We start from the raw sequence: 22610 nt of genomic DNA, 5'->3' as shown, positions 1-22610 counted from the left end.
CAATAATGGGGAAATTCCATGCAATGGCGTAGTTATCGCTTCGTAAGTGGTTTTTTGTTTTTGGCAAGTGTCATTGGAATGTCATTTGCGTTGTTTTTAGAGCACGTGCAAGGACTTGATCCTTGCCCGCTTTGCGTATTTCAACGGATTGGTCTGATTGGTTTAGGATTCATTTCCCTCATTGCATTTTTGCATAACCCAAAAACCAATGTGTTTAAGCGTATTTATAGTTTCTTAGGTTTAGTTGCGATTTCATGGTCAGCCGGTGTTGCTGCACGTCATGTGTGGTTGCAACATTTACCAAAAGACCAAGTGCCGAGTTGTGGTCCAGGCTTGGATTATTGGGTAGACACATTACCGCTCAAATCTGTGTTTGAAAATGTCCTCAAAGGCTCTGGTGAGTGTGCCATGGTGGATTGGACATTCTTAGGACAGTCTTTACCGACATGGTCTTTGTTGTTCTTTAGTGTATTGGCTTTGATCAGCTTGTGGCAGTTATTCCGCAGATATTAAAATGCATAATGGAGCTGGTGAAAAACTGGCTCTTTTTATATTTAAATCCAAAAATAATCAGTATCTTAAAATGAAAAGAATCCTTTTAATTGTTAGCCTTTTTATACCATCCTTTAGCTTTGCGCAGTCGAATAATTTCGGTTTGATTCAGGATAAAGATGGTTATGTCAATGTTCGAGATCAAGCATCTCTAAAAGCTAAAGTAATTGGGCGTTTAAATAATCAAACAGTTGTATCGCTTGATTCAGGAGGTAATTCAACGGCTTTTTATTTGATTAAAGCAGATGGTCTAAATGAAGAAGGTTTTATTCATAAAAGCCGTATCAATCCATTCGGTGGCTATCAACGTTGGAAGCTTAAAGATCATTACTCAGATAAAGCAATTTATCAATTTGCAGATAATTTTGTTGAACTACAGGTAAAAATAGCACAATTCACTGAAAAAGATTTTAAAAAAACAATTCCTAAAGGCTTAAAAATGGCATTTTATACATATTATAAAAATAAAGATTTTTTTGGAACTGATGGAGATATTCCTGAAAAAGGAATGGGGCAGTTTAAGCAAATTCTTATTAATTTTAATGGTGAAAATATTGTTATTCCTGCACAAAAATTGGAGCAGTATTTCTTTCCATTAGATCGCTACGGAAATCTGTACGATTTTGAACAAGCTGAGGTTTATAGCAAAGGTAATGATTTATATGTAATTAATACTTTAACTATAGGTGGTGCAGCTCAATATAATATGGTGATCCATATTCAAAATGGTCTAGTAAAACCCATTCAAGCATGGTCTGAATAATAAAAAGCCAACTCGAAGTTGGCATTTGTGATCAGTAGATTCTCGATTAGGTTTCTACAATACCTTGCATACTTTCTAATTTAATTAAATACTTACGGATTTGTTCTTCTGCAAGCTCATCATGATGTGGATAGAACCATTTGGCAATTTGTTCAGCAACCAATGGATGGTACTGAATATCAAAATGGTTTAAGCCATAGAAAACAGCCTTATGTGATTCAGGTAGTTTGAGCTGAAAACGTGGATTTGGATGTTCACCCAAAGCACTTTTTACACTGACGAGATAGTCGCCAATCACTTTTAAAGTACGGTTCTTACGATTTTCAAACTCTAAAGTTCCTGCGATTAAAAAGGTATTGATGTGTGACGGGAGTGGTGCTGGCTTACGGTTATCGTCCATTAAGCCAATACGTGCATTATTATGTTCCCAGTCATCATCACGGACACTACCAAAACGCAGGTCTAAAATACCGTTACTGCGAATGTTGACTACATGACTGATGATTTTAACAATTGGAAAGTTGCCAATTTTATCTTGGATTGCGAAACCGAAACGTTCCAATACTGCACCGTGATGCGGTGAGCCAATACAAACAAGATTTTCAACCATATGCAACCATTGATGCATATTCTGTTTACCATAAAACAAAGCACTGCGAGAAACCAAACCACCCATGCTATGACCAATCAGGTCAATACTGGTAATACGTGGATTACGTTTGACTAAATCTTCTAAGATATTGGCAAGTGAACGTCCATTGGCTGAAATACGACGACCTGTGTTGTAGTGCAAATACAACATGGTGTTGTTATCACGCTGAGCCAGTAGTTTTTCACCGATTCCGCCATTACCACGATTACTCCAATCTTGATAATTCATGCATAAACCATGTGAAAAAATCACCACACGCCCCGCTAAATCACCTTGTTGTAATGCGCCATAGCGATCATAGAGTACTGGAGAAAGTGCAAGTGGATTATGGGTTGCCAATAAGTAATCGCCAAGTACCCCATTCAAAGCACTGACTAAAAAGGTCATATATGATGTGAGTGACTTTTCATGCAAATTTGGAAAGCGTTCAATGGTTTTTCGTAAAACAGGGGCAAGTAAATGGCTACCGTAATTTTGTAGTGCGTTATAGCCGAATTGATAGAATTTATCGACAATTGGACGTGACTGAAAGCGTTTGGCTTTGGTTTTACTTAAACCAAAAATACTCAGTAACATTTCACGTTGAATCGACTGGATAAAGTCCTGAACAACACCGCTCAATGGTGTACTCACCAATTGTGCTAAACCTTCAAGTACGTCTGCCTGACTTGGAGGCGAACGATCCCACTTACAATATGTTTCGTGTAAAGGGGTTAAACTTGGCATTGTTATTTCCTCATCCTAATTGACCCATAACAAAGACTTTATTTTTGTCAAAGATCAATGTATAAATTCCTAAGCAATCATCTTATCTTGTTCATCCTGAACATTTAATTAAAATACAGATGTTTGCAATTTTGTTTTAATTTTTTGTCGGACAAAACACGACCATATACAAATTAAAACATATTGTGATGAATATCACATTAAAAACTAAAACATGAGCGATGAAAAAGCAATTTATTTCCAATGAATATTATCTATTTACATGGTTTTAAAAGTAGCCCTTTATCGATCAAAGGGCAACAATTAGATGAATATTGTCGAAACCATTCATCGAATAATGTTTATTTACCCGATTTAAATCAACATCCTCAAATGGTTTTAGATCAAATCTCTCAATTGATTGAAGAACTACCAGATGTTGGTCTAGTGGGGAGTAGTCTTGGTGGTTTTTATGCGACACAATTGGTCGCCAAATACGGTGTGCCTGCTGTTTTAATTAATCCAGCTATGCGACCATGGGCTTTGTTTCGCGAACTATTTGGAATGGAGCATATTCCACTCAAAGTGACTGAACAATGGACATTAGACCATGCACAACTTGATCACTTAGAAGCGATTGCTGTGTCATTTGTGCAAGATGCAGACAAAATCATGGTTTTACTGCAACAAGGCGATGAAATTTTGGATTATCGTGAAGCGGAACGCTATTATAGTGCAGCACCACATTCATCATTGATTATGACTGAAATGCATGGTAATCATGCGATGGAAAATTTTGCAGATAAAATCCCGATGATTTTGGAATTTTTATCCTACTCCGTAAAATAAAAGGAAAAACATTAACGTGTCATATACAGCCCAATCTCTTGAGGTTTTATCTGGTTTAGATCCTGTACGTCGTCGTCCAGGCATGTACACCGATACCACTCGTCCAAACCATTTGGCGCAAGAAGTTATTGATAATGCTGTGGATGAGGCACTGGCAGGACATGCCAATAAAATCACGGTTACCGTGTACAAGGATGGCTCATTATCCGTTGAAGACAATGGCCGTGGCATGCCTGTTGATATTCATCCTGAATATGGACAAAGCGGGATTGAAATTATCCTCACCAAACTACATGCAGGTGGTAAATTTAGCACAGACAATTACCAATTTTCAGGTGGTTTGCATGGTGTAGGTATTTCTGTCGTCAATGCTTTATCTGACCGTGTAGAGGTTGAAGTTCAACGTCAGGGTAATCTGTATAAAATGGCGTTCGAACGTGGTGAGCCTGTTGCACCATTAGAAGTATTAGAAGGCAAAGCACCAAAAAGAGCTTCAGGAACAAGCGTCCATTTTTGGCCAGAAGCCAAGTATTTTGATTCGCCTAAATTTGCTTTAAAAGCGTTAAAACATAATTTAAAAGCCAAAGCTGTGCTTGCTGCGGGTTTACAAATTATTTATATCGACCAAATTAATGATGAAAAAATAGAGTGGCAATTTGAAAATGGTCTGGTCGACTATTTGATGGATGAATTGCAAGACCGTGAAATTGTTCCCGAACCAGCTTTTGTTGCGACAGGTGAGGCTGAGCGAGCCAGTGCTGAATTTGCGATTTGCTGGAATGTTGAAGGTGGTGAGCAAATTCAAGAAAGCTATGTTAATTTGATTCCTACCGCGCAAGGCGGTACGCATGTAAACGGCTTGCGCTCAGGTGTGACGGATGCGATGCGTGAGTTTTGTGAATTACGTAACTTATTGCCACGTAACATGAAATTGTCAGCGGAAGATGTCTGGGATGGGGTGAATTACATTCTGTCTTTAAAATTCCAAGAACCTCAGTTTTCAGGGCAGACCAAAGAGCGTTTATCGAGTCGTGAAGCCTCGAATATTGTGTTGAATATTGCCAAAGATGCATTTGCTTTATGGCTCAATCAGAATTCTGAAGTGGCGATGCAACTTGCAGAAATGGTGATTGCTAAAGCGGGTCGTCGTTTAAAAGCTGCGAAAAAAGTTGAACGTAAGAAAATCGTTGCTGGTCCAACTTTACCGGGTAAATTGTCAGACTGTGTAGGGCATACATTAGAAGAATCTGAATTATTTATCGTGGAAGGTGACTCCGCAGGTGGTTCTGCGAAACAAGCTCGTGATAAAAACTTCCAAGCAATCATGCCGATTCGTGGGAAAATTTTAAATACTTGGGAAGTGTCTTCGGATGAAGTTTTGGCTTCTCAGGAAGTTCATAATATTGCGATTGCGATCGGTGTTGACCCTGGTAGTGATGATTTATCAGAATTGCGTTATGGCAAAATTTGTATCCTTGCCGATGCGGATTCGGATGGTTTGCATATCGCGACCTTGCTCTGTGCTTTATTCGTAAAGCATTTCCCAGCGATGGTGGATGCAGGGCATCTTTATGTTGCTATGCCACCGTTATTCCGTATTGATGATGCCAAAGATGTTCATTATGCGTTGGATGAGCAAGAGTTAGAAGCTATCTTAAAGAAAGTAAAAACCAAAAATCCTCAAATTACTCGATTTAAAGGTTTAGGCGAGATGAATGCAAGTCAGTTGCGTGAAACGACTTTAGACCCTAACACACGTCGTTTGGTACAGTTGGATTTGGACGATACGCAATTGACTGCGAATTTGTTGGATAAATTATTGGCTAAAAAACGTTCTGGTGACCGTAAAGAGTGGTTAGAGCAGAAGGGTAATTTAGCAGATTTGGGTGTTTGATCTTAATAAAGAATTACTCTTGATCAACTATATATTGATCAAGGGTAAATTTAAATTTTTAATAGCCCTAATAATTTTTCTTCAATTTGCATTTGCAAAAACATCTCTTGATCACAAGCTTTGTCTAACCAAGAAAATGTCCATTTTTCAAGATTTTTATTAGAAAAATCATTATTGTAGCCTACTAGCTCTGTTTCAATAAAAATGTATTAATTTCAGAGATACATTCTAAATATCGTTCACATAACATTCTTAAGTTTTTATCAGGATAAATCCCTGAAAGCCTATTAATGGCATGATTAAGTTTAGAAAGAACTATTTTTGCATTTTCTAACAGTTCTGGTTTATGAATATGGATAGGATTTAGGAAAAAAGCTGAATCTCTAATTAATTCAATATTATTTTCAGTATATTGGTTTAAATAATCTACGATTTCCCAATTTGATTGTTCAATTTCATGAATTGAATCATATAAATTTAAAACAAAATCACGTAGTAAGCTTTTATTAAACTGTTTTTTCCATGAGTGTAAGGCGAAAAAGGCTATTAGTAGTGTTAAAAAGCTGATTATTAAACTAGCAAATGCAATTAGTTCAGATTTATTCAAAATATTTTCCCTAAAAAATCTTGTCCAATTTTCTAATGCTATCCATTAGTAGAAATATTCATTCTAAAATAACACGATGATATTTTTTCAGGCTGTCATTTTTAAACAGAATTTTAGATTCTACTTCATAATTAAAATATGACGCCCCTTGTCTTGAATCTACCCAAAATTTAACTGCATCAATACCAAATCTCGCCAGATACCAAATTTTTGACCGACTTGAGGCATATAACCAGTTTGCTTAAAACCCAGTTGTTCATGTAAATGAATCGAACCAGTATTTTCATGATCAATCGCAGCGACCATAACATGAATATCATGCTGTTTCGCATGCTCAATCAGTTTCACCATTAATGCCTTGCCTAAACCTTGACGTGCAAACTGTGGGTCAATATAAACCGCATGCTCAACAGTATGGTTATAACCATTAAAATTACGAAAACTCGAATATTCTGAATAACCAGCAATGCTTTTACTTTCAATATCTTCAGCGACAAAAAGTGGAAAATTACTCTCTTCTAAATCGGTAAACCATTGTTGATATTCGTCTAAACTTTTTGGGATGTTATTCCATGTCGCCAAACCATTTTCAATTTCACGATTATAAATCCGCATGATATGAGGAATGTCAGAACTTTGAGCGGGGCGAATTTGAAAATTCATGGACGAGGTCGATTTAAAGTAATTGAGTTTTTATTGTAGAAATTATCATTTGGCGATGCAATCTATCACACCAATAAAAAAGCAAGACCGCAGTCTTGCCTTTCAAATCATGTCTTAGCGATCACTTAGAAATGATACTTCACTAAAGCACTGACATTGTTTTCATCTTTACCTTTGATCCCGTATTTGTTATTCCATACAGAATGTTCAATACCAAGATATAAACGTGTATTTGGAGAAATATGTTTACCCGCATTCCATTTATATTGAGTGGTCCAGTTTAATTCGCTTGCATGCGCAGCGCCTGAATCTTTTTCAGCAGTTGACCAATCTAAGAAACCATCAACCAAAAAGTCTTCTGAACCTAATTTTACAGGAACGCCGTAAGTAAGCGTCATTTGATAGTCATCACTTTGCTTTTCGTTGTTCGCACGATAAAAATTGATGCTAGCAAAACTTGTATAAGGAATGGCTAAATCAAAACCAACACCATACAAGAAATTGTCAAAACTATTGTTGAAGTCATCACTACTACTTTCCCACGTTGTCGAAATCAAAACGTCTTTGATTGGGCCAACAGCAAGCTTTTTCCCAGTAACTTCACCAAGGCTTAGGCGAGGAGCTAATTCGAAATATGTGCTTTTGTGATCATCACTACCACGCATACGATCCATAAAGAAGAATACATCTGCGTATTTTACTTTGGCAGCATACTCAACTGTCAGTGTAGTTTGCTTTTCATCAACAACTTCATAATTTTCACCATAAAGTCCTGTTAAACTAAAATCCTGCCAAACAGGAGCAGCTTGAGCCAAAGTTGCAGTTGAAGCGATTGCGCAAAGAGCAGCAATTTGTGTAAATTTCATGAAAAAATCTCTCCCCCAAGAAAGCGCTACAAGGATACAGATTCTTTAGCAAAAATAAAGCCAAAACCAGATAAAATGTAAATAAATATGTAAACATCAAGTCGTAAAATGTTTTAAAACGTGAAAATGGATGACGGACGAGAAAAGAAATTTTGAATCGCAAAAAAATATTTGGAATTGAATAATGTCGAGTCATTCACATGGAATTGTCGAATAAAAATTTAAATAAATCATTAAATTATAAAAATACGTAACAAGTTGTCATTTTTCATATTGTTTTCATAAAAAAGTTAAAAATCTACTTGCATATTTTTCAATATAGCCTGATATTGAATGTATAAGAACACCAATCTGCAGATCATCAAAAGTGTTCATCTTGGTAATAGAGGAGTTACGGTTCCAGTTTATTGAAGGTGAAAAAGCGACTTATACAATGAGCTTTAAGTGTGCCAAAAATATTATTTTGCACTCAGTTTTAGATTAGAAAGAGGAAGTTTTTTTATGAATATTGAAATCCGTACAGACAAAAATATTAAAAATAGTGATCGCTTAATTACCTACGTGCGAGATGAGCTAAATCAAGAATTTCAACGCCATAGTGAGCGAATTACTCAATTTTCAGTGCATATCAGCGATGAAAATGGAGATAAAGGTGGGGATGATGATATTCAATGCATGATCGAATTAAAAGCAGCAGGCTTAAAGCCAGTCGTTGTTAAGCATAGAGCAAAAAATATTGATCTATCACTACATGGTGCGATTGAGCGAGTGAAACGTAGTCTAGAACACACCCTAGAGAAAACAGAAAACCCACGTGGTGGGAAGTTAGAACTTGCAGATGCTGATGAAGCATAAATGATAAAAAGCCCTTCGGGGCTTTTTTTGTGGCTGTAAAATAAATGTTATGTACTTTGTCAGAAACTAACAATAAATGCTGTACGGATTTAAAAATGAGAAGTATTTAAAATTTTATGAGCTATTTAAAAAAAAATAGTCATAATGAATATAAGAATATAATTGTGAGATCAATATGTTATCAGCACAACAACAAGTCTTTGTACAGGCTTTAGAAGATTTAGACCTTGCCCAAATTCAGCGTTTGCTTGCAGATGGATTTGATCCCAACTTTATGGAACCTGAAAAAGGTCCTGCTGTTTCGATCTGGTCAGATGGATTATTTAAATGGTGGGAAAAAATCTGTGATGCTTATGAAGCAGGAAAACCTTTGAGTGCTGAGCAAAAAAATCAGGATTTACAACCACATTTAGATATTTTAGATGCACTGATTCAAGCCAAAGCAAACTTTTATCTATGGGATGCAGAAGAGTGTTATGGTCCTCTTTGGGATGCAGCGAGTGCGGCATGCGTACCTGCGGTACAAAAATTGTTAGATCATAAAGTTGACCCCAATACCCGTGATGAAGAAGGAAAAACCATCTTGTCTTCGATTAGTGATCTATTTTTTGATTGTGAATTTGATCAAATAGATTGGTCACAGGCTTTACCTGAAGAGAAAGAAACTTTAGAGTTACTACGTAGTCGCGGTGCGAAAATGTCCAACGAATAAATGTAAGTTTGAGTCCTGATATGGCAATATTAAATAAAATCACTTTGGTTCTGGCTTCTAGTCTAAGTATAAGCGCAATGGCAGCAGAATTTTCCTTCGATCGTCCTGGAGCAGGTTTTGGGACGGGTATCACTCCTGTAGGTCAATTGGCTTGGGAACAAGGCTTACCAAGTGCAAGCTATACTGAAACCACCGTCGATGGTGCGAAAGAAAAAACAGTTACGCTCAATGGAGACATGCTTTTCCGTACAGGTTTAACTTCTAGTATGGAATTGCAATTGGGTTGGGCGGGTCCTGCTTGGACACAGACCAAATACAAGGGTGAGAAACATGACGACTCAGGTTTGGGTGATGTATCTATCGGGATTAAAAAAGCCATTGATTTAAAAGATGATAAATTATCTATGGTAGTCCTTGCACAAGCTGTTATTGCAACAGGCAATGAAGGCTTCACTGAGGAAGATGATATTTATAGTATTGGGACTTCACTTGACTACGCATATAATGATTTGGTCAATACAGGTATTACCATGAACTATGCGGTACAAGATGGTCACTGGTCAGTTACTGCTGTACCGACTGTAGGTTATAAAATCGCAGGTAATCTTTCTGGTTTTTCTGAATTTATTTATTCCAAAACAGAAAGCCAAGATTATGAATACGGTTTAGGTTCAGGTTTGATTTATGCACTGAATGATCGTACACAGATCGATGGAAGCATTGGTGTGGATTTAAGTGGTCAGAATCGTAGTTATACTGCTGGTTTAGGCATTTCATTCCTATTCTAAGTTGCATTGAAGAACTAAAAAAGAGTAGTTGATCTACTCTTTTTTTATCTATAAATTGAAGAAAATACACATCAAAGATCAATGATAAGAAAAAATTAGGAGGATGGTCGCATGTTAGAATTATTTATTGGTGATAAAAATTATTCGACATGGTCAATGCGTCCATGGTTAGTATTGCAGCACTTTGCTATTCCATTCAAAGAGCATCTGATTCCTTTTGATCACTTTGAATTAGACAGTCAATTCAAATACAGTATTTTAAAAATAAACCCGACAGGAAAAGTCCCTGCGTTAGTCGATGATGGATTTTTAATCTGGGATACTTTGGCGATTTGTGAATATTTGGCTGAAAGGTTTCCTGAAAAATATCTATGGCCAAATGACTTCCGACAAAGAGCACGCGCTCGTTCAATGTGTGCAGAGATGCATGGTAGCTTTATGGCTTTACGCAGTTTATGTGGAATGAATATCGATGCAGATTTAACAAACATTGGTGCAAAACTTTGGCAAGATAATCTAAAACTACAGCAAGATGTGCAACGTATTGAGCAATTATGGTCAGAACGACCAAGCACAGACAGTTTTTTGTGTGGCGATCAATTTAGTATTGTCGATGCATTCTATGCGCCAGTTGTGATGCGATTCGTAGGCTATGGTATTCCAATATCATCATTCAGTCAGCAATATGTACAGAAAATCTTGGCAGTTCCAGCAGTGCAGCAATGGATTCAGGAAGCAAAAGCTGAATTTAGATTTGTAGAATGTGAAGAGCCTTATCGAACTGAATAAATGCAGTGTGATAGTGATTATTTTCCAGTTAAATTGATTTAACCGTGGTTTGTTTCACCATGAAAATGAACTTGGTTTCGTCCATAGGCTTTGGCACGATATAGTGCTTGATCAGCATGATGAATGATTTTATTGATTTGCGTTTCATCCTCTGAGGTTGCGACTCCAAAACTTGCTGTTAGATTGATTTTTTTCTGAGTAAGTGTCTCTAATGTCTGATTTTGGATGGCAAGGCGACAACGCTCTGCAACTTCACGTGCGATTGTAAGTGATGTTTCAGGCATGGCAATGATAAATTCTTCGCCGCCATAGCGGGCTACAATATCTGAACTTCGTACGAGGGTCGACAGAAGTTGGGCAACAGCTTTAAGTGCTTCATCGCCAATATGATGACCAAAATCATCGTTGATCATTTTAAAATGATCAATATCAATGAGAATAATTGCATATTGTGTGCGAGTATTCTGAATTAGGCTTAATTTTTCATTAAAAGATCGACGATTATATAGATTGGTTAAGGGGTCAGTTTGGCTCAAAATTTGAATTAATGATTCACGATGGCGCCATTGAGAGAGCAATACTTCACATAAAACTAGACATGCAATCAGGATAGGGATAATAAAGTACGCCATACTTAAAACCCAGAATAGATTTTTCTGGGGGTCATGTTCTAATAATGTTTGACTAAATATGGGAGCGTAGGGCACTAAATTTTTGTAAGTGCAATACATGAGTATGATTGCAATGCTAAAAGCATTAAATAAATGGATATAAATAAATTTTCGGTTAAATAAAATAATTCCGATACCTGAAATAGATACAAAGGCAAAGATGGTTGCAGGGCTATATATGCCGACCAAAAAACCATCACTAATAAACATGAGCGTAAAAATGCTAATCACTAAGTGGGGGAAAAAAAGATGTGCCCAATGTTTTTTTTGGAATTTATAACAAATACAAACTAAACCAATGAAAAAAAAGGCTGAAATGCTATTGATGTAAATTTGAGTATGAATAAGGGGTAGATTAACCCATGGCCAAATACTTGGTGTGTTGATGATCCATAATTTCCAAAAAATCCACAATAATTGGATTCCAAAAGCCAAGACTAATACTAGAATACTTTTATGAATATTATTCCAATTCATAATAATATCTGAATTAAATTGGTTTTTTAATGACTTTATATAGTAACTAATCATCTATGAAAGATGCCTTCATTTTTACCCCACGTTTAACTATTAAAAATTAAATCTATGAAAATATTAAAAATATTTAACTTTCAGGGCTAATGATTGCACTTTTTATAAAGTTAAATATTTATGAATTTAGTCCAGTACTGGTATAAAACTGTTCGTGGTTAATTTTTGTGTTATGCAATGCAAGATCTGCTTGTGCCAATACAGTATTGCTTAAGCTGTTATATTGAGAAATTGAAACTCCATGACTTGCCTGAATCGGAATTATTTTTCCGATGATTTTTAACGGGCTTTGATTGATTAAGTTAGTCAGACGTTCAGCAATATGATTGGCTTGTTCTAGATTGACATCACTGAGAATTAAAATGAATTCTGATTCGCTGTAGCGGCCAACAAGATCTGTATCGCGAAGATTTTTTAATAGAGCTTGGGCAATGGATGCTAAAACTTTACGGGCTATCTGGGAGCTGAAATTTTCTTTTATTTTGTTTAAATTATCGATGCTTAATAAAATAATTCCAAAGTTTGATTCAACTTGAGGGTGTAATTCTTTCAAATATGAGTTAATTGCAAATTGGTTATAAATACCTGTATCTGGGTCGATTTCAATGTTATTGCTGATCTGGTTTTTCTGCATGATTTTGGCAATAAAAGTACGCTTCAATATTTGATTGAAGAGTGAATGTATTTTACGTCGTCTTTCAGAATAAATTTTATTACGCATTTCTTTGCCCATCCGCATTTGATTTTTTTATTGTTTCATTCGACAAATGTAGCAGTTTATTTGATTGAATTCAAATAAAAAAATAAAATTAAAGATGATGGGAGTCTATTTATATTTATAATAATGTGATTTATTTTGCAGTTAAACTTAATAATGAAACTAAATTTAATAGTATTATTTGACTAGTTTTAATGATTGAAACGTATTTATAGATTCAAAATGAATTTATGAGTATTAAAAGAGAATCCATTGACTTTTTATTTATAGAATGAACAACAATGCTTGTCTTTTAAATTGTTGCTCATTGTTTTGGACTATTTTCCACTCAATTATTATATTTTGCGACGATTAATCTTTAGCTGCGATCAATACGATGTGCAAACTCAGCAATATCTGCTAATGACCTCTTCGCTTCATCAAACCAAGGGCTAAACATTTGGAAGTTATGCCACATACCTGTATAAAGCTTATAAGTGACTTTAACTCCTGCCTCAGTTGCTTTTTGTTCAAAGCGTTGTGCATCTGACAGTAAAATTTCCTTTGATCCAATTTGTACCAATGTTGGTGGAAGCCCTTCCAAATCTCCAAAAATAGGTGATAGCGGTGGAAGTGATGGATCTAAATGTTTAGGTACATAAAAGTCAATTCCTGCTTCGAGTGCTTCAATAGAGAGCAAGGCATCCAAATTTTGGTTATAACGCAAAGATTCTCCAGTCAGGGTTAAATCCAAGAATGGACACATGAGGATTAATGCACTTGGAAGCTGTTTCGGGTCTTCTTCTTTTAGGCGCAGCGCTAAAGCCAATGCTAAGTTCGCACCACACGAGTCCCCTGAAATAATAATATCTTTAGGTAATATGCCTTGATCTAAAAGTTGTTGATAAACATCATAAATTGCATCGCCAGCTTCTGGAAACTTATTCTCTGGTGCTAAAGGGTAGTCTAAATGAAACACTTGCATTTGGGTTCGTGCAGCAACTTCAGATAAAAAAGCACGATGAGTTTTTAATGAACCAACAAAAAAAGCACCACCATGAATATGGAAAATTAACTGAGTTGAATGTGCTTGAGGTTTGATTTCTTCAGCGCGGATACCTGCAACGCGTAATGAACGAATGTGAACATCTTTTCGTTGTGGAATAAAACGAGAGAGTTGTTCGATACCAAAACGTGCGGTTGCTGGGGGGAGGTTAAAACGACTCGGGAATTTGAAGCTTGATTTAAGAATTGATTCTGTAAAATATTGTTTCAACGCAGGATTGATCTTCATGTTTGTTCCATATTATTCATCTTTAGACATTATTTTTGTGGGTTTACCAACAATTGTTACAAGGCTACACTATATAGTCACAGAGAAAAATTGCTAATTCGATGTGAGTTTTCGATACTATATAGTGTCAATTAGACTAGGGAAAACAAAACAATGAAAAAAATTGTACTTGCATTAGGTTTATTATCAACAGCCATCTTTGCACATGCCGCAGATCCACTGAACGGGACAACGTGGACGACGATTGATGATGCGACGAAGAAACCCAAAGCTGTCGTAAAATTCACTGAACAAAAAAATGGAACTTTGAGTGCAACGATTCAAAGCATTTTGACACCTGGTGAAGAAAATGCCTGTACTAAATGTGATGGGGCATACCATAACAAATCGTTAAAGGGCGTAACGATTGTACATGGGTTAAAAAATGTAGGTGGCAAAAACTATGACAATGGTTCTATTTTAGATCCTAAAAATGGTAAGACCTATAAGCTAAAAGCTGAGTTAGCTGGTAATCAGTTGAAATTACGTGGTTACGTTGGTATTTCAGCACTTGGTCGTAACCAAGTTTGGGTTCGTGCGAACTAAGAGCATCAACTACAAAAAAACCGATCAATTGATCGGTTTTTTATTGTTTGAAGAGAATGCTTATTTCAATGCTCGAATTTCATCTTCATTAAAACCGACAATATATTTTCCATCTAAATTAATGACAGGGCGTTTGATTAAACTGGTATGCGTAGTCAATGCTTTGATCAATTCAGCTTCACTCGATAAAGCAAGTTGCTGTTCTTGCTCAGTCAATTTTTTCCAAGTCGTCCCTTTTTTATTTAAAACAATATCTTGTCCAATGTTGTCGAGCCATACTTTTACAGTATCAGCATCAATCCCTTGTTTTTTATAGTCATGAAATTCATAGTTCAGCCCAAGGTCGGTGAGTAAATCAAAAGCCTTTTTCATTGAATTACAGTTTTTGATTCCGTAAACTTTTAGCATGTGTTGTCCTAATAAGTAACTTAAAAATTGTCTGATTTGCCCATAAAGATTAGCAAAATTGTCAATGTAAACCGTATCAGAAACGGTAGAATAATTTTAAATATGTGATGTATGTCATAAAAATTTAACATTTGAGCGCTAAATTTAAATCAGCAATATGAATGATGGGCTGGGTTGAAATTTAGAATCTGCTTATTGTAATGGAAGATAAAAAGGTTTGCGAATATGAAAAATAAGGCGATCAATTTTTATTTTAATTCTAAAAGTTTAGATTCTAAAATGGCGCTCTAGAATAAGAGAAAACCCGCATCTAATCATCCTGATTATGCGGGTCTCAATACAACGTCCATTGTCACATCCCTGAAAAATAAATATAAAATATTTATTTCCTTTTCATCCTACGGCGTCCAATCCTTTTGCTGTCATCCTGACATGTCCCTGTGCCGTGGAAATATAATGCGCCTTTTCGGGTGAGGAAAACATACGATAACGCGACAAAATTTGTAGGTTTTTAACTTATATTCAGCGAACAATTGTTCACTGAATATATTGTTTTTAAAACTGAAAACTCCGCTAAGAATTTGATTAAATTTGATAATCAATAATGACAGGGGCGTGGTCGCTATACCATTCATCTTTATAGACCCAAGCATTGAGTGTGCGTTGTTTCCAGTCTGGTGAACAAGCTTGGTAATCAATCCGCCAACCGACGTTTTTAGCACGTGCTTGTCCACGATTCGACCACCAAGAATATACTTCGGCTTCTTTACGTACTTCGCGGAAAGTATCGACATAACCTAAGTCATCATAAATGTGATCAAGCCATGCGCGTTCATGCGGTAAGCAGCCAGAAGATTTTTGGTTACCTGACCAGTTTTTAATATCAATGCGTTTATGGACGATGTTGTAGTCGCCACAAACAATGATGGATTTATCTTCATCACGCCATTGTTTGAGGATTTTTGTATATTCATCGAGAAAGTGATCTTTACGCGCTTGTGCTTCATCACCTGATGAACCTGAAGGTAAATATAAAGAGCAAATATGAACAGGTTTGTCTAAACCCAAGTCAAACTCAGCAGTGATAAAGCGCCCTTGACTATCAGCAAGTTCAAAACCTAAACCATTCTGTACGGATTTGAATGGTAAGCGACTGTAGATCGCCGTGCCTGCATAGCCTGATTTTTCAGCAGGAAATAAATGGGTATGCCAACCTTCGGGTTTAAATTTATCCGTCCATTGTTCATGGGTAATACGACTTTCTTGCATACAGATGACATCTGCATCTGATTTTTCCATCCATTCAAGTAGACCTTTTGTGACGGAAGAACGTAAGCCATTTACGTTAATTGAAACAACTCTTAAAATTTTTTGATCACTTGGATAGCTACTCTTTGGTATCATGCGCAGTCATAACCTCAATGTATGAATTTTGGAGCACCTCATGTCAACGCCAGCTCAGTTTAACCCTCAAGCTTTTATCGAACTTGCATTATCACGCGGTGTGCTTAAATTTGGTGAGTTTACTTTAAAATCAGGTCGTGTGAGCCCTTATTTTTTTAATGCAGGTTTACTCAACGATGGTGAAGCATTATCACTTTTAGCTCAAGGCTATGCTGATAAATTAACACAATGTAACAATGTGGAAGTGATTTTTGGCCCTGCGTATAAAGGGATTCCTTTTGTTGCTGCTACAGCTGTGGCTTTGTCTCAAGTACACAGTGTAAGTGTGCCATGGGGATTTAACCGTAAAGAAGCCAAAGATCATGGTGAAGGTGGTGTGTTGGTCGGTGCTTCTGTTGAGGGTAAAAAAGTTTGGATTATTGATGATGTAATTACTGCGGGCACAGCGATTCGTGAAGTGGTGACTATTCTGAAAAATGCAGGTGCAACTATTGCAGGTGTATTGGTTGCCCTAGATCGTCAAGAAAAAGGTCAAGGTCAATTGTCTGCAATTCAAGAAGTGCAAAAGGAATTAGAGATTCCTGTACATGCGTTGATTACCATGAAAGATTTGATGGATTATTTGGATGCTAAAGGTGAAAAAGACGCTTTAGCAAAAATGGAAGCTTATCGCGTTAAATATGGTGTATAAGTTAAAAAAATCGATAAGATAAGTAAGGAGCGGAAGCTCCTTATTTTTATAATCTATGAATAGGGTCGGATAGCGTCTTCAATGTTGATTTTACTAATCATTGTCGTTGTACTGGTACTTGGTATTATCTTTGCAAAAAAAGTAGACCAGCGACGTTGGCAGCGTTACCAGTTTGAACGGGATATGTTTTTTAGACAGAACCCATTTCAGTGGAAAGATTTAGAGCAGTTTGATCTGGTTCTAAATATCAATGCCAATGCGCAAAAAAAGCTAATCAATGAACTGATGCTTCGACCGTCAGAAATGAGCTATATTCGCAAATCACGGATTCAGCGTGAGCCAGAGTGTGCCCATCAAAAATACGCAATCAAGGTAATGATCAATGATTTGAGCATCGCTCATCTTGAAAAGAAATATGCAGAATTATTTGGCGAAACTTTACAACAGACAGATTTTGAAACAGGTCGTCCGATTGAGTTAAATGCAGAAATTATTGTGTTTGAAAAGGATGATGTGGAGTTTGGTTGTCGTGTGAAATTAAATTTACCGCGTGATCCACGGTCGGCAGATAAGTATTTGGTGGAGAGTGTAAAGCCTGAGCATCAGAATTAAGGATAGATAAATAATAAATAATAATAAAATTGATAATAAATAATGATTAGGTGTGTTTTTTGAAAATATTAGAATGATCAATAAGGAGCAAGAGCTCCTTATTTTGATAGTTTTTATTTTAATTGATCAATAAAATTGGAAAACCATTCTGTAAAATTATTGGCTTCTTTAGTGGTTTCACAATCTTCATGCCAATATTGAAATATTTGCCCAAATTCTCCATCTTCAGCAGGGTCAAGGTCTAAACACCAATTGTCACCATTGCCATAACTAATAAATGGAATCCATTTTAAATTCCACATAGAACTTTTAATTCCATTATTTGAAGCATCTTCATCTATACCAAGTTCATCAAATATACCACTATCAAGTACACTTTTTAGAGTAGACCATTCTTGTAGAATGCGTGAAATGGATAAAAACTCTGAGCCATCAAATAATCCGTCCGCTTTACCATGTTGTCCGTTGTGTATTTTTAAGCAAGCGATAAAATCATCAGGAAGTTTAGCTCCAATTTGGTTTTCTAAATCTGCAATTTCGCTATCTGTAGCAGGTGGAGCAAGGTCTGCTAATAGAGATGGGTGAGAATCTTTTAAAATAGTCTCTAAGCGTTGCCATAATTGTTGCATTTTTTATCCTTTGTTAAAAAGTATTATTAAAATTGAGCAACAGGATAGTTAACGTTTTCTTTATAATTTTCTGTTTTGGAATTGTTGAGTTTATTTATGGTTATTGTATTCGTTAAAGGCATTTAAATTTCGATCAAGAAATATGTGGGTAACACCGCACTGTGACTTGTAACTTTAATCCAAGAGGTGTTGTTTAAAAGCTAGGCTGATTATTTTCCTCACATTTTTTACAATTTAACGCTACCCCTAACTTTTCCTGACGTCCTTGCTCAGTCATCACCCAAGGGCGGTTTTGCCAAGGTGGTGTATGACGCACATGTTGAGTATGACCACACTCAAGATCAGCCACCCAATGCTGTTCTTCATCCAAATGAAAACCAATAATCTTTTGCAACATATCCTAAAAGTCTATTCACAATAATTGCATAGAGTTTAGCGAAATTTAGAAAAAGAACATATCTTTCTCCGCTATACTGCATGCAATCCAAAATTTGATAAGAGTGAAACTATGCGCGTACTTGTTGTGATGGATCCCATCGAAAATGTAAACCTGAAAAAAGATTCAACTATGGCAATGCTATGGGCTGCATCACGTCGTGGACACGAACTTGGCTATGCATTACAGCAAGATTTATATATCGATCAAGGCAAGGCATTTGGTCTGATTTCACCATTAAAAGTATTTGAAGATTACAACCACTATTACGAACTCGGTGAAAAGAAAAAAGAATCACTTGCAGATTATGATGTGGTGTTGATGCGTAAAGATCCACCATTTGACATGAACTTTGTTTATACGACGTATATTTTAGAGCAAGCAGAACGTGAAGGCGCGTGGATTATTAACAAACCACAAAGCTTACGTGATTGTAATGAAAAGCTATTTGCAACACAGTTTCCAGAATTGCAAGTGCCGACTTTAGTGACCTCACAGCAGAGCCTGATTCGTGAGTTCTTGAAAGAACATGGTGATGTGATTGTGAAACCGCTCGATGGTATGGGGGGTATGGGGATTTTCCGTTTATATCAAGATGGTGTAAATATTGGTTCAACCATTGAAATTCTCACTGAAAATGGCACACAACCGATCATGGCACAGCGTTATATCCCTGAAATTGTCGATGGGGATAAACGTATTCTCATGATCAATGGTGAGCCTGTACCTTATTGCTTGGCACGTATTCCACAAAATGGTGAAGTGCGTGGAAACTTGGCAGCAGGTGGTTTAGGTGAAGCGCGCCCATTGACTGAAAATGATAAAGCGATCGCAGCAAAAGTCGGTCCATTCTTAAAAGAAAAAGGTTTAGTTTTTGTTGGATTGGATGTGATTGGGAATTATGTCACTGAAATTAATGTGACCAGTCCAACCTGTATTCGTGAAATTGATACACAATTTGGAACGTCAATTGCTGATGATTTATTTGCGGTATTGGAAGCAGGTCAGCAGGTATAACTTTAAGCTGAGTTTGAATGATTAACTAATTTTAAATTTTAACTAAAATAGAGTCTAAAACGGCTCTATTTTTTTGCGCTGAAAATAAAGATAAACACGATACATATTAAAAATAACGATTAATTCAACAAATTCTTGCTGATTAATGATAAAAGTAGTTTAAACTTTCAAATCAGTAGAAAAAAACAATGAAATGCTTGGTGAAAAAAAGTAAATAAACTTTTCCCCATAGCGGATTGTGATTACAATTGGTTGTTTAAAATATTCGTTAAACTTTTATTTTTTTGTATTGAAGAATTAGACCGTGACCAAACCTCAGCAAAGCACACCAAAACACGTCATGATGATGGCGGCGGGTACGGGTGGACATGTATTTCCTGCATTGGCAGTTGCAAAAGAGATGCAACAACAAGGCAGTCAAGTATCTTGGCTCGCAACACCGACAGGTATGGAAAATCGATTATTAAAACAACATAATATTCCTATTTATCAAGTTGATATTCAGGGTGTACGTGGTAATGGGATTGTCCGCAAAGTTGTAGCACCTTTTAAAATTTTAAAAGCGACACTGAGCGCAATGCGCTATATGAAACAGCTTAAAGTCGATGCTGTTGCAGGTTTTGGTGGTTATGTTGCAGGTCCTGGTGGGCTTGCTGCTCGCTTATTGGGTATTCCTGTAATTATTCATGAGCAAAATGCGGTGGCAGGTTTTACCAATACGCAATTGTCACGTATTGCCAAAACAGTCTGCGAAGCATTTCCAAATACATTTCCTCAAAGCGAAAAAATTGTCACCACAGGCAATCCTGTGCGTGCAGAAATTACAGCGATTTATAATCCATCATTTCGCTATAAAGAACGTGAAACCAATGCTGAGCCTTTACATATTCTCATCGTCGGTGGTTCTTTGGGTGCGCAAGCGTTGAATGAATGTGTACCACAGGCTTTAAAACAGCTCAATGTGCCATTAAAAGTATTTCATCAGTGCGGTCAAAATAAGCAAGAGTCCACTCAAGCATTGTATGCAGATGCGCCTGAAAATATGCAGGTTGAAGTACAGCAGTTTATTGAAGATATGGCGCAAGCTTATAGTAATGCTGATTTAATCATCTGCCGTGCAGGTGCGTTGACTGTAACAGAGGTGGCAACAGCGGGTGTAGCAGCTGTTTTTGTACCATTGCCAAGTGCAGTTGATGATCATCAGACTGCCAATGCAAAATTTTTGGAGAAAACGGGTGCTGCGAAGATTTGTCCGCAAAGTACCATGACTCCAGATTCGTTAAAGGATTTACTGACTCCGTTGATGAACCGCCAATTGTTAATGGAAATGGCGGTGAAAGCTCGTCAACAAGCTCAACCAGATGCAACACTACGTGTGGTTGGTTTAATTCAAGATTTGTAAGTTAGAGTTGATTATGTCTCCAACAAGCCCAGCTGATAAAGCAAAAAACCTGATTAAAGTTCCAGAGATGCGCCGTATCAAACATATCCACTTTGTGGGGATCGGTGGCGCTGGAATGTGCGGTATTGCAGAAGTGTTGAAAAACCAAGGCTACAAGGTTTCTGGTTCTGACATTAAAGCATCGAAAACCACTGCTCAACTTGAAGAAAATGGAATCAAAGTTTATATCGGACATAGTGCTGAAAATATTAAAGGCGCCAATGTCATCGTTGTATCTACAGCGATTGATCCTGAAAATTTAGAAGTGAAAGCTGCGATAGAAACACGTACTCCTGTAGTGCGTCGTGCTGAAATGCTCGGTGAGTTGATGCGTTACCGTCATGGGATTGCTGTTGCAGGTACACATGGTAAAACTACAACAACAAGCCTAGTGACGTGTATGTTGGCAGAAGAAAACATGGATCCAACCTATGTGATCGGTGGTTTACTGAACCGTACGGGGGTGAATGCTGCACTCGGTGCGAGCCGTTTTATTGTGGCAGAAGCGGATGAGTCTGATGCATCATTCTTACACTTAGAACCAATGGCTGCGATTGTGACCAATATCGATGCAGATCATATGGACACGTATGGTGGTAGTTTTGATGTATTGAAAGATACCTTTGTCAAATTCCTACAAAAAATGCCGTTCTATGGTTTGGCGGTGGTGTGTGGTGATGACGCCAATATTCGTGAAATCATGCCGCGTATCGGTCGTCCAGTAGTGACTTATGGTTTTAACGAAGACAACGATATTCGTGCGATTGATATTGAACAAACGGGTATGCAATCAAGCTTCACGGTATTGCGTAAAGGTCGTGAGCCATTACGTTTAACCATTAACTTACCTGGTTTGCACAATATTTTAAACGCACTCGCTGCAATTGGTATTGCAACGGATGAGGGTGTTTCTGATGCTGCGATTGCACGTGCTTTAGAGAGCTTCAGTGGTGTAGGTCGTCGCTTCCAAGTTCAAGGTGAATATGAGCTGGGTGAAGGAACTGTGAAGTTGGTGGATGACTATGGTCACCATCCGAAAGAAGTTGAAGCTACAATTAAAGCTGCACGTGCGAGTCACCCTGATCGACGCTTGGTGATGATGTTCCAACCACACCGTTTTAGTCGTACGCGTGACTGTTTTGATGATTTTGTTGACGTGTTGTCACAAGTTGATCAATTGTTGCTATTAGAGGTATATCCTGCTGGTGAAAAGCCAATTGTGGGGGCGGATAGTCGTTCTTTGGCACGTAGTATTCGTTTACGTGGTGAAGTTGAGCCGATCTTAATTGACCCAGTGGAAGGTAATTTGCAGAACGCGATACAAAAAGTGTTACAAGCAAATGACTTGTTATTAACACAAGGTGCGGGTAACGTGGGAGCAATTTCGGTAGAATTGGCTCAAAACCAACTTTATTTAAAATAATTGAGTAAGCTTTATTCAGAAAAGTTGAATAAAGCTCTGAAATTTTAAAATTGACTAACTTATAAGTTTAAGGATT

At 37.0% G+C, this 22610-nt stretch carries 25 protein-coding genes; 14 read left to right on the top strand and 11 right to left on the bottom strand.

Annotated elements, in window-relative coordinates:
• Positions 1-18: 18 nt before the first annotated feature.
• Positions 19-513, top strand: coding sequence for a disulfide bond formation protein B (locus EXE09_RS07685; protein WP_130116878.1), 495 nt, complete (start codon positions 19-21; stop codon positions 511-513).
• A gap of 70 nt (positions 514-583) precedes the next feature.
• Complete coding sequence (locus EXE09_RS07680) at positions 584-1315, top strand: SH3 domain-containing protein (protein WP_130116877.1); 732 nt, start codon at positions 584-586, stop codon at positions 1313-1315.
• A 46-nt stretch (positions 1316-1361) separates the two neighbouring features.
• Here the strand turns inward: EXE09_RS07680 and EXE09_RS07675 are convergent, their stop codons facing one another.
• Positions 1362-2693: an alpha/beta hydrolase gene (locus tag EXE09_RS07675; RefSeq protein WP_068973030.1), complete on the bottom strand. Its 1332-nt coding sequence runs from the start codon at positions 2691-2693 to the stop codon at positions 1362-1364.
• 243 nt (positions 2694-2936) lie between these two features.
• On the opposite strand from EXE09_RS07675, the gene EXE09_RS07670 reads away from it, so the two are divergent.
• Both EXE09_RS07670 and parE read left to right on the top strand, forming a co-directional pair.
• Positions 2937-3521, top strand: coding sequence for a YqiA/YcfP family alpha/beta fold hydrolase (locus EXE09_RS07670; RefSeq protein WP_130116876.1), 585 nt, complete (start codon positions 2937-2939; stop codon positions 3519-3521).
• Positions 3522-3537: 16 nt separating this feature from the next.
• Positions 3538-5415, top strand: coding sequence for a DNA topoisomerase IV subunit B (gene parE, locus EXE09_RS07665; RefSeq protein ID WP_068973028.1), 1878 nt, complete (start codon positions 3538-3540; stop codon positions 5413-5415).
• 184 nt (positions 5416-5599) lie between these two features.
• Here parE and EXE09_RS07660 read toward each other — a convergent pair whose 3' ends face one another.
• The 3 genes from EXE09_RS07660 to EXE09_RS07650 all read right to left on the bottom strand — a co-directional run bounded on the left by EXE09_RS07660 (position 5600) and on the right by EXE09_RS07650 (position 7551).
• A complete protein-coding gene (locus EXE09_RS07660; RefSeq protein WP_228257186.1) occupies positions 5600-6022 on the bottom strand; it encodes a hypothetical protein in 423 nt (140 codons plus the stop codon).
• A gap of 159 nt (positions 6023-6181) precedes the next feature.
• A complete protein-coding gene (locus tag EXE09_RS07655) occupies positions 6182-6685 on the bottom strand; it encodes a GNAT family N-acetyltransferase (RefSeq protein WP_130116875.1) in 504 nt (167 codons plus the stop codon).
• A 125-nt stretch (positions 6686-6810) separates the two neighbouring features.
• The gene (locus tag EXE09_RS07650; protein ID WP_068973026.1) at positions 6811-7551 is read right to left on the bottom strand and encodes an outer membrane protein OmpK; all 741 of its coding nucleotides are present in this window, start codon (positions 7549-7551) and stop codon (positions 6811-6813) included.
• A 501-nt stretch (positions 7552-8052) separates the two neighbouring features.
• Between EXE09_RS07650 and EXE09_RS07645 the strand changes: the two genes are divergently transcribed.
• From EXE09_RS07645 to EXE09_RS07630, 4 genes are all read left to right on the top strand, one after another.
• Positions 8053-8406 (top strand): HPF/RaiA family ribosome-associated protein, encoded by a 354-nt coding sequence (locus tag EXE09_RS07645; protein WP_068973025.1) that lies wholly within the window; start codon positions 8053-8055, stop codon positions 8404-8406.
• A 175-nt stretch (positions 8407-8581) separates the two neighbouring features.
• On the top strand, positions 8582-9118 hold the full coding sequence (locus EXE09_RS07640; protein WP_130116874.1) for an ankyrin repeat domain-containing protein: 537 nt from the start codon (positions 8582-8584) through the stop codon (positions 9116-9118).
• 20 nt (positions 9119-9138) lie between these two features.
• A complete protein-coding gene (locus EXE09_RS07635; protein WP_130116873.1) occupies positions 9139-9906 on the top strand; it encodes a transporter in 768 nt (255 codons plus the stop codon).
• Positions 9907-10017: 111 nt separating this feature from the next.
• Positions 10018-10695 (top strand): glutathione S-transferase family protein, encoded by a 678-nt coding sequence (locus tag EXE09_RS07630; protein ID WP_130116872.1) that lies wholly within the window; start codon positions 10018-10020, stop codon positions 10693-10695.
• 38 nt (positions 10696-10733) lie between these two features.
• Here EXE09_RS07630 and EXE09_RS19045 read toward each other — a convergent pair whose 3' ends face one another.
• The 3 genes from EXE09_RS19045 to EXE09_RS07615 form a co-directional block, all read right to left on the bottom strand.
• Positions 10734-11327 (bottom strand): GGDEF domain-containing protein, encoded by a 594-nt coding sequence (locus EXE09_RS19045; protein WP_228257185.1) that lies wholly within the window; start codon positions 11325-11327, stop codon positions 10734-10736.
• Positions 11328-12015: 688 nt separating this feature from the next.
• On the bottom strand, positions 12016-12618 hold the full coding sequence (locus EXE09_RS07620; RefSeq protein WP_087552655.1) for a GGDEF domain-containing protein: 603 nt from the start codon (positions 12616-12618) through the stop codon (positions 12016-12018).
• Between the two features lie 355 nt (positions 12619-12973).
• Positions 12974-13888, bottom strand: a complete 915-nt coding sequence (locus EXE09_RS07615) for an alpha/beta hydrolase (RefSeq protein ID WP_068973020.1) — start codon at positions 13886-13888, stop codon at positions 12974-12976.
• Positions 13889-14041: 153 nt separating this feature from the next.
• On the opposite strand from EXE09_RS07615, the gene EXE09_RS07610 reads away from it, so the two are divergent.
• The gene (locus EXE09_RS07610) at positions 14042-14473 is read left to right on the top strand and encodes a DUF2147 domain-containing protein (protein WP_068973019.1); all 432 of its coding nucleotides are present in this window, start codon (positions 14042-14044) and stop codon (positions 14471-14473) included.
• A 60-nt stretch (positions 14474-14533) separates the two neighbouring features.
• Here the strand turns inward: EXE09_RS07610 and EXE09_RS07605 are convergent, their stop codons facing one another.
• On the bottom strand, positions 14534-14881 hold the full coding sequence (locus EXE09_RS07605; RefSeq protein WP_087552609.1) for a Spx/MgsR family RNA polymerase-binding regulatory protein: 348 nt from the start codon (positions 14879-14881) through the stop codon (positions 14534-14536).
• 585 nt (positions 14882-15466) lie between these two features.
• On the bottom strand, positions 15467-16285 hold the full coding sequence (locus tag EXE09_RS07600) for an exodeoxyribonuclease III (RefSeq protein ID WP_087552608.1): 819 nt from the start codon (positions 16283-16285) through the stop codon (positions 15467-15469).
• A gap of 40 nt (positions 16286-16325) precedes the next feature.
• Between EXE09_RS07600 and pyrE the strand changes: the two genes are divergently transcribed.
• Both pyrE and EXE09_RS07590 read left to right on the top strand, forming a co-directional pair.
• Positions 16326-16976, top strand: a complete 651-nt coding sequence (gene pyrE / locus EXE09_RS07595) for an orotate phosphoribosyltransferase (protein WP_068973016.1) — start codon at positions 16326-16328, stop codon at positions 16974-16976.
• 81 nt (positions 16977-17057) lie between these two features.
• Positions 17058-17588: a hypothetical protein gene (locus tag EXE09_RS07590; protein ID WP_130112835.1), complete on the top strand. Its 531-nt coding sequence runs from the start codon at positions 17058-17060 to the stop codon at positions 17586-17588.
• Positions 17589-17701: 113 nt separating this feature from the next.
• Here the strand turns inward: EXE09_RS07590 and EXE09_RS07585 are convergent, their stop codons facing one another.
• Entirely contained in the window at positions 17702-18217 is a 516-nt protein-coding gene (locus tag EXE09_RS07585; protein WP_087552606.1) for an SMI1/KNR4 family protein, read from the bottom strand.
• Positions 18218-18410: 193 nt separating this feature from the next.
• On the bottom strand, positions 18411-18614 hold the full coding sequence (locus EXE09_RS07580; protein ID WP_087552605.1) for a DUF3565 domain-containing protein: 204 nt from the start codon (positions 18612-18614) through the stop codon (positions 18411-18413).
• 111 nt (positions 18615-18725) lie between these two features.
• Between EXE09_RS07580 and gshB the strand changes: the two genes are divergently transcribed.
• The 3 genes from gshB to murC all read left to right on the top strand — a co-directional run bounded on the left by gshB (position 18726) and on the right by murC (position 22534).
• Entirely contained in the window at positions 18726-19670 is a 945-nt protein-coding gene (gene gshB, locus EXE09_RS07575; RefSeq protein WP_087552604.1) for a glutathione synthase, read from the top strand.
• A gap of 304 nt (positions 19671-19974) precedes the next feature.
• Complete coding sequence (gene murG, locus EXE09_RS07570; RefSeq protein WP_130116870.1) at positions 19975-21072, top strand: undecaprenyldiphospho-muramoylpentapeptide beta-N-acetylglucosaminyltransferase; 1098 nt, start codon at positions 19975-19977, stop codon at positions 21070-21072.
• Between the two features lie 13 nt (positions 21073-21085).
• The gene (gene murC, locus EXE09_RS07565) at positions 21086-22534 is read left to right on the top strand and encodes a UDP-N-acetylmuramate--L-alanine ligase (protein WP_068973010.1); all 1449 of its coding nucleotides are present in this window, start codon (positions 21086-21088) and stop codon (positions 22532-22534) included.
• Positions 22535-22610 lie beyond the last annotated feature (76 nt).

The sequence above is a fragment of the Acinetobacter sp. WCHAc060025 genome, assembly GCF_004209355.1.
GTDB lineage: Bacteria > Pseudomonadota > Gammaproteobacteria > Pseudomonadales > Moraxellaceae > Acinetobacter > Acinetobacter wuhouensis.
The sequence above is the reverse complement of the archived record's forward strand: the minus strand, read 5'-3'. Positions and strand labels throughout refer to the sequence as shown.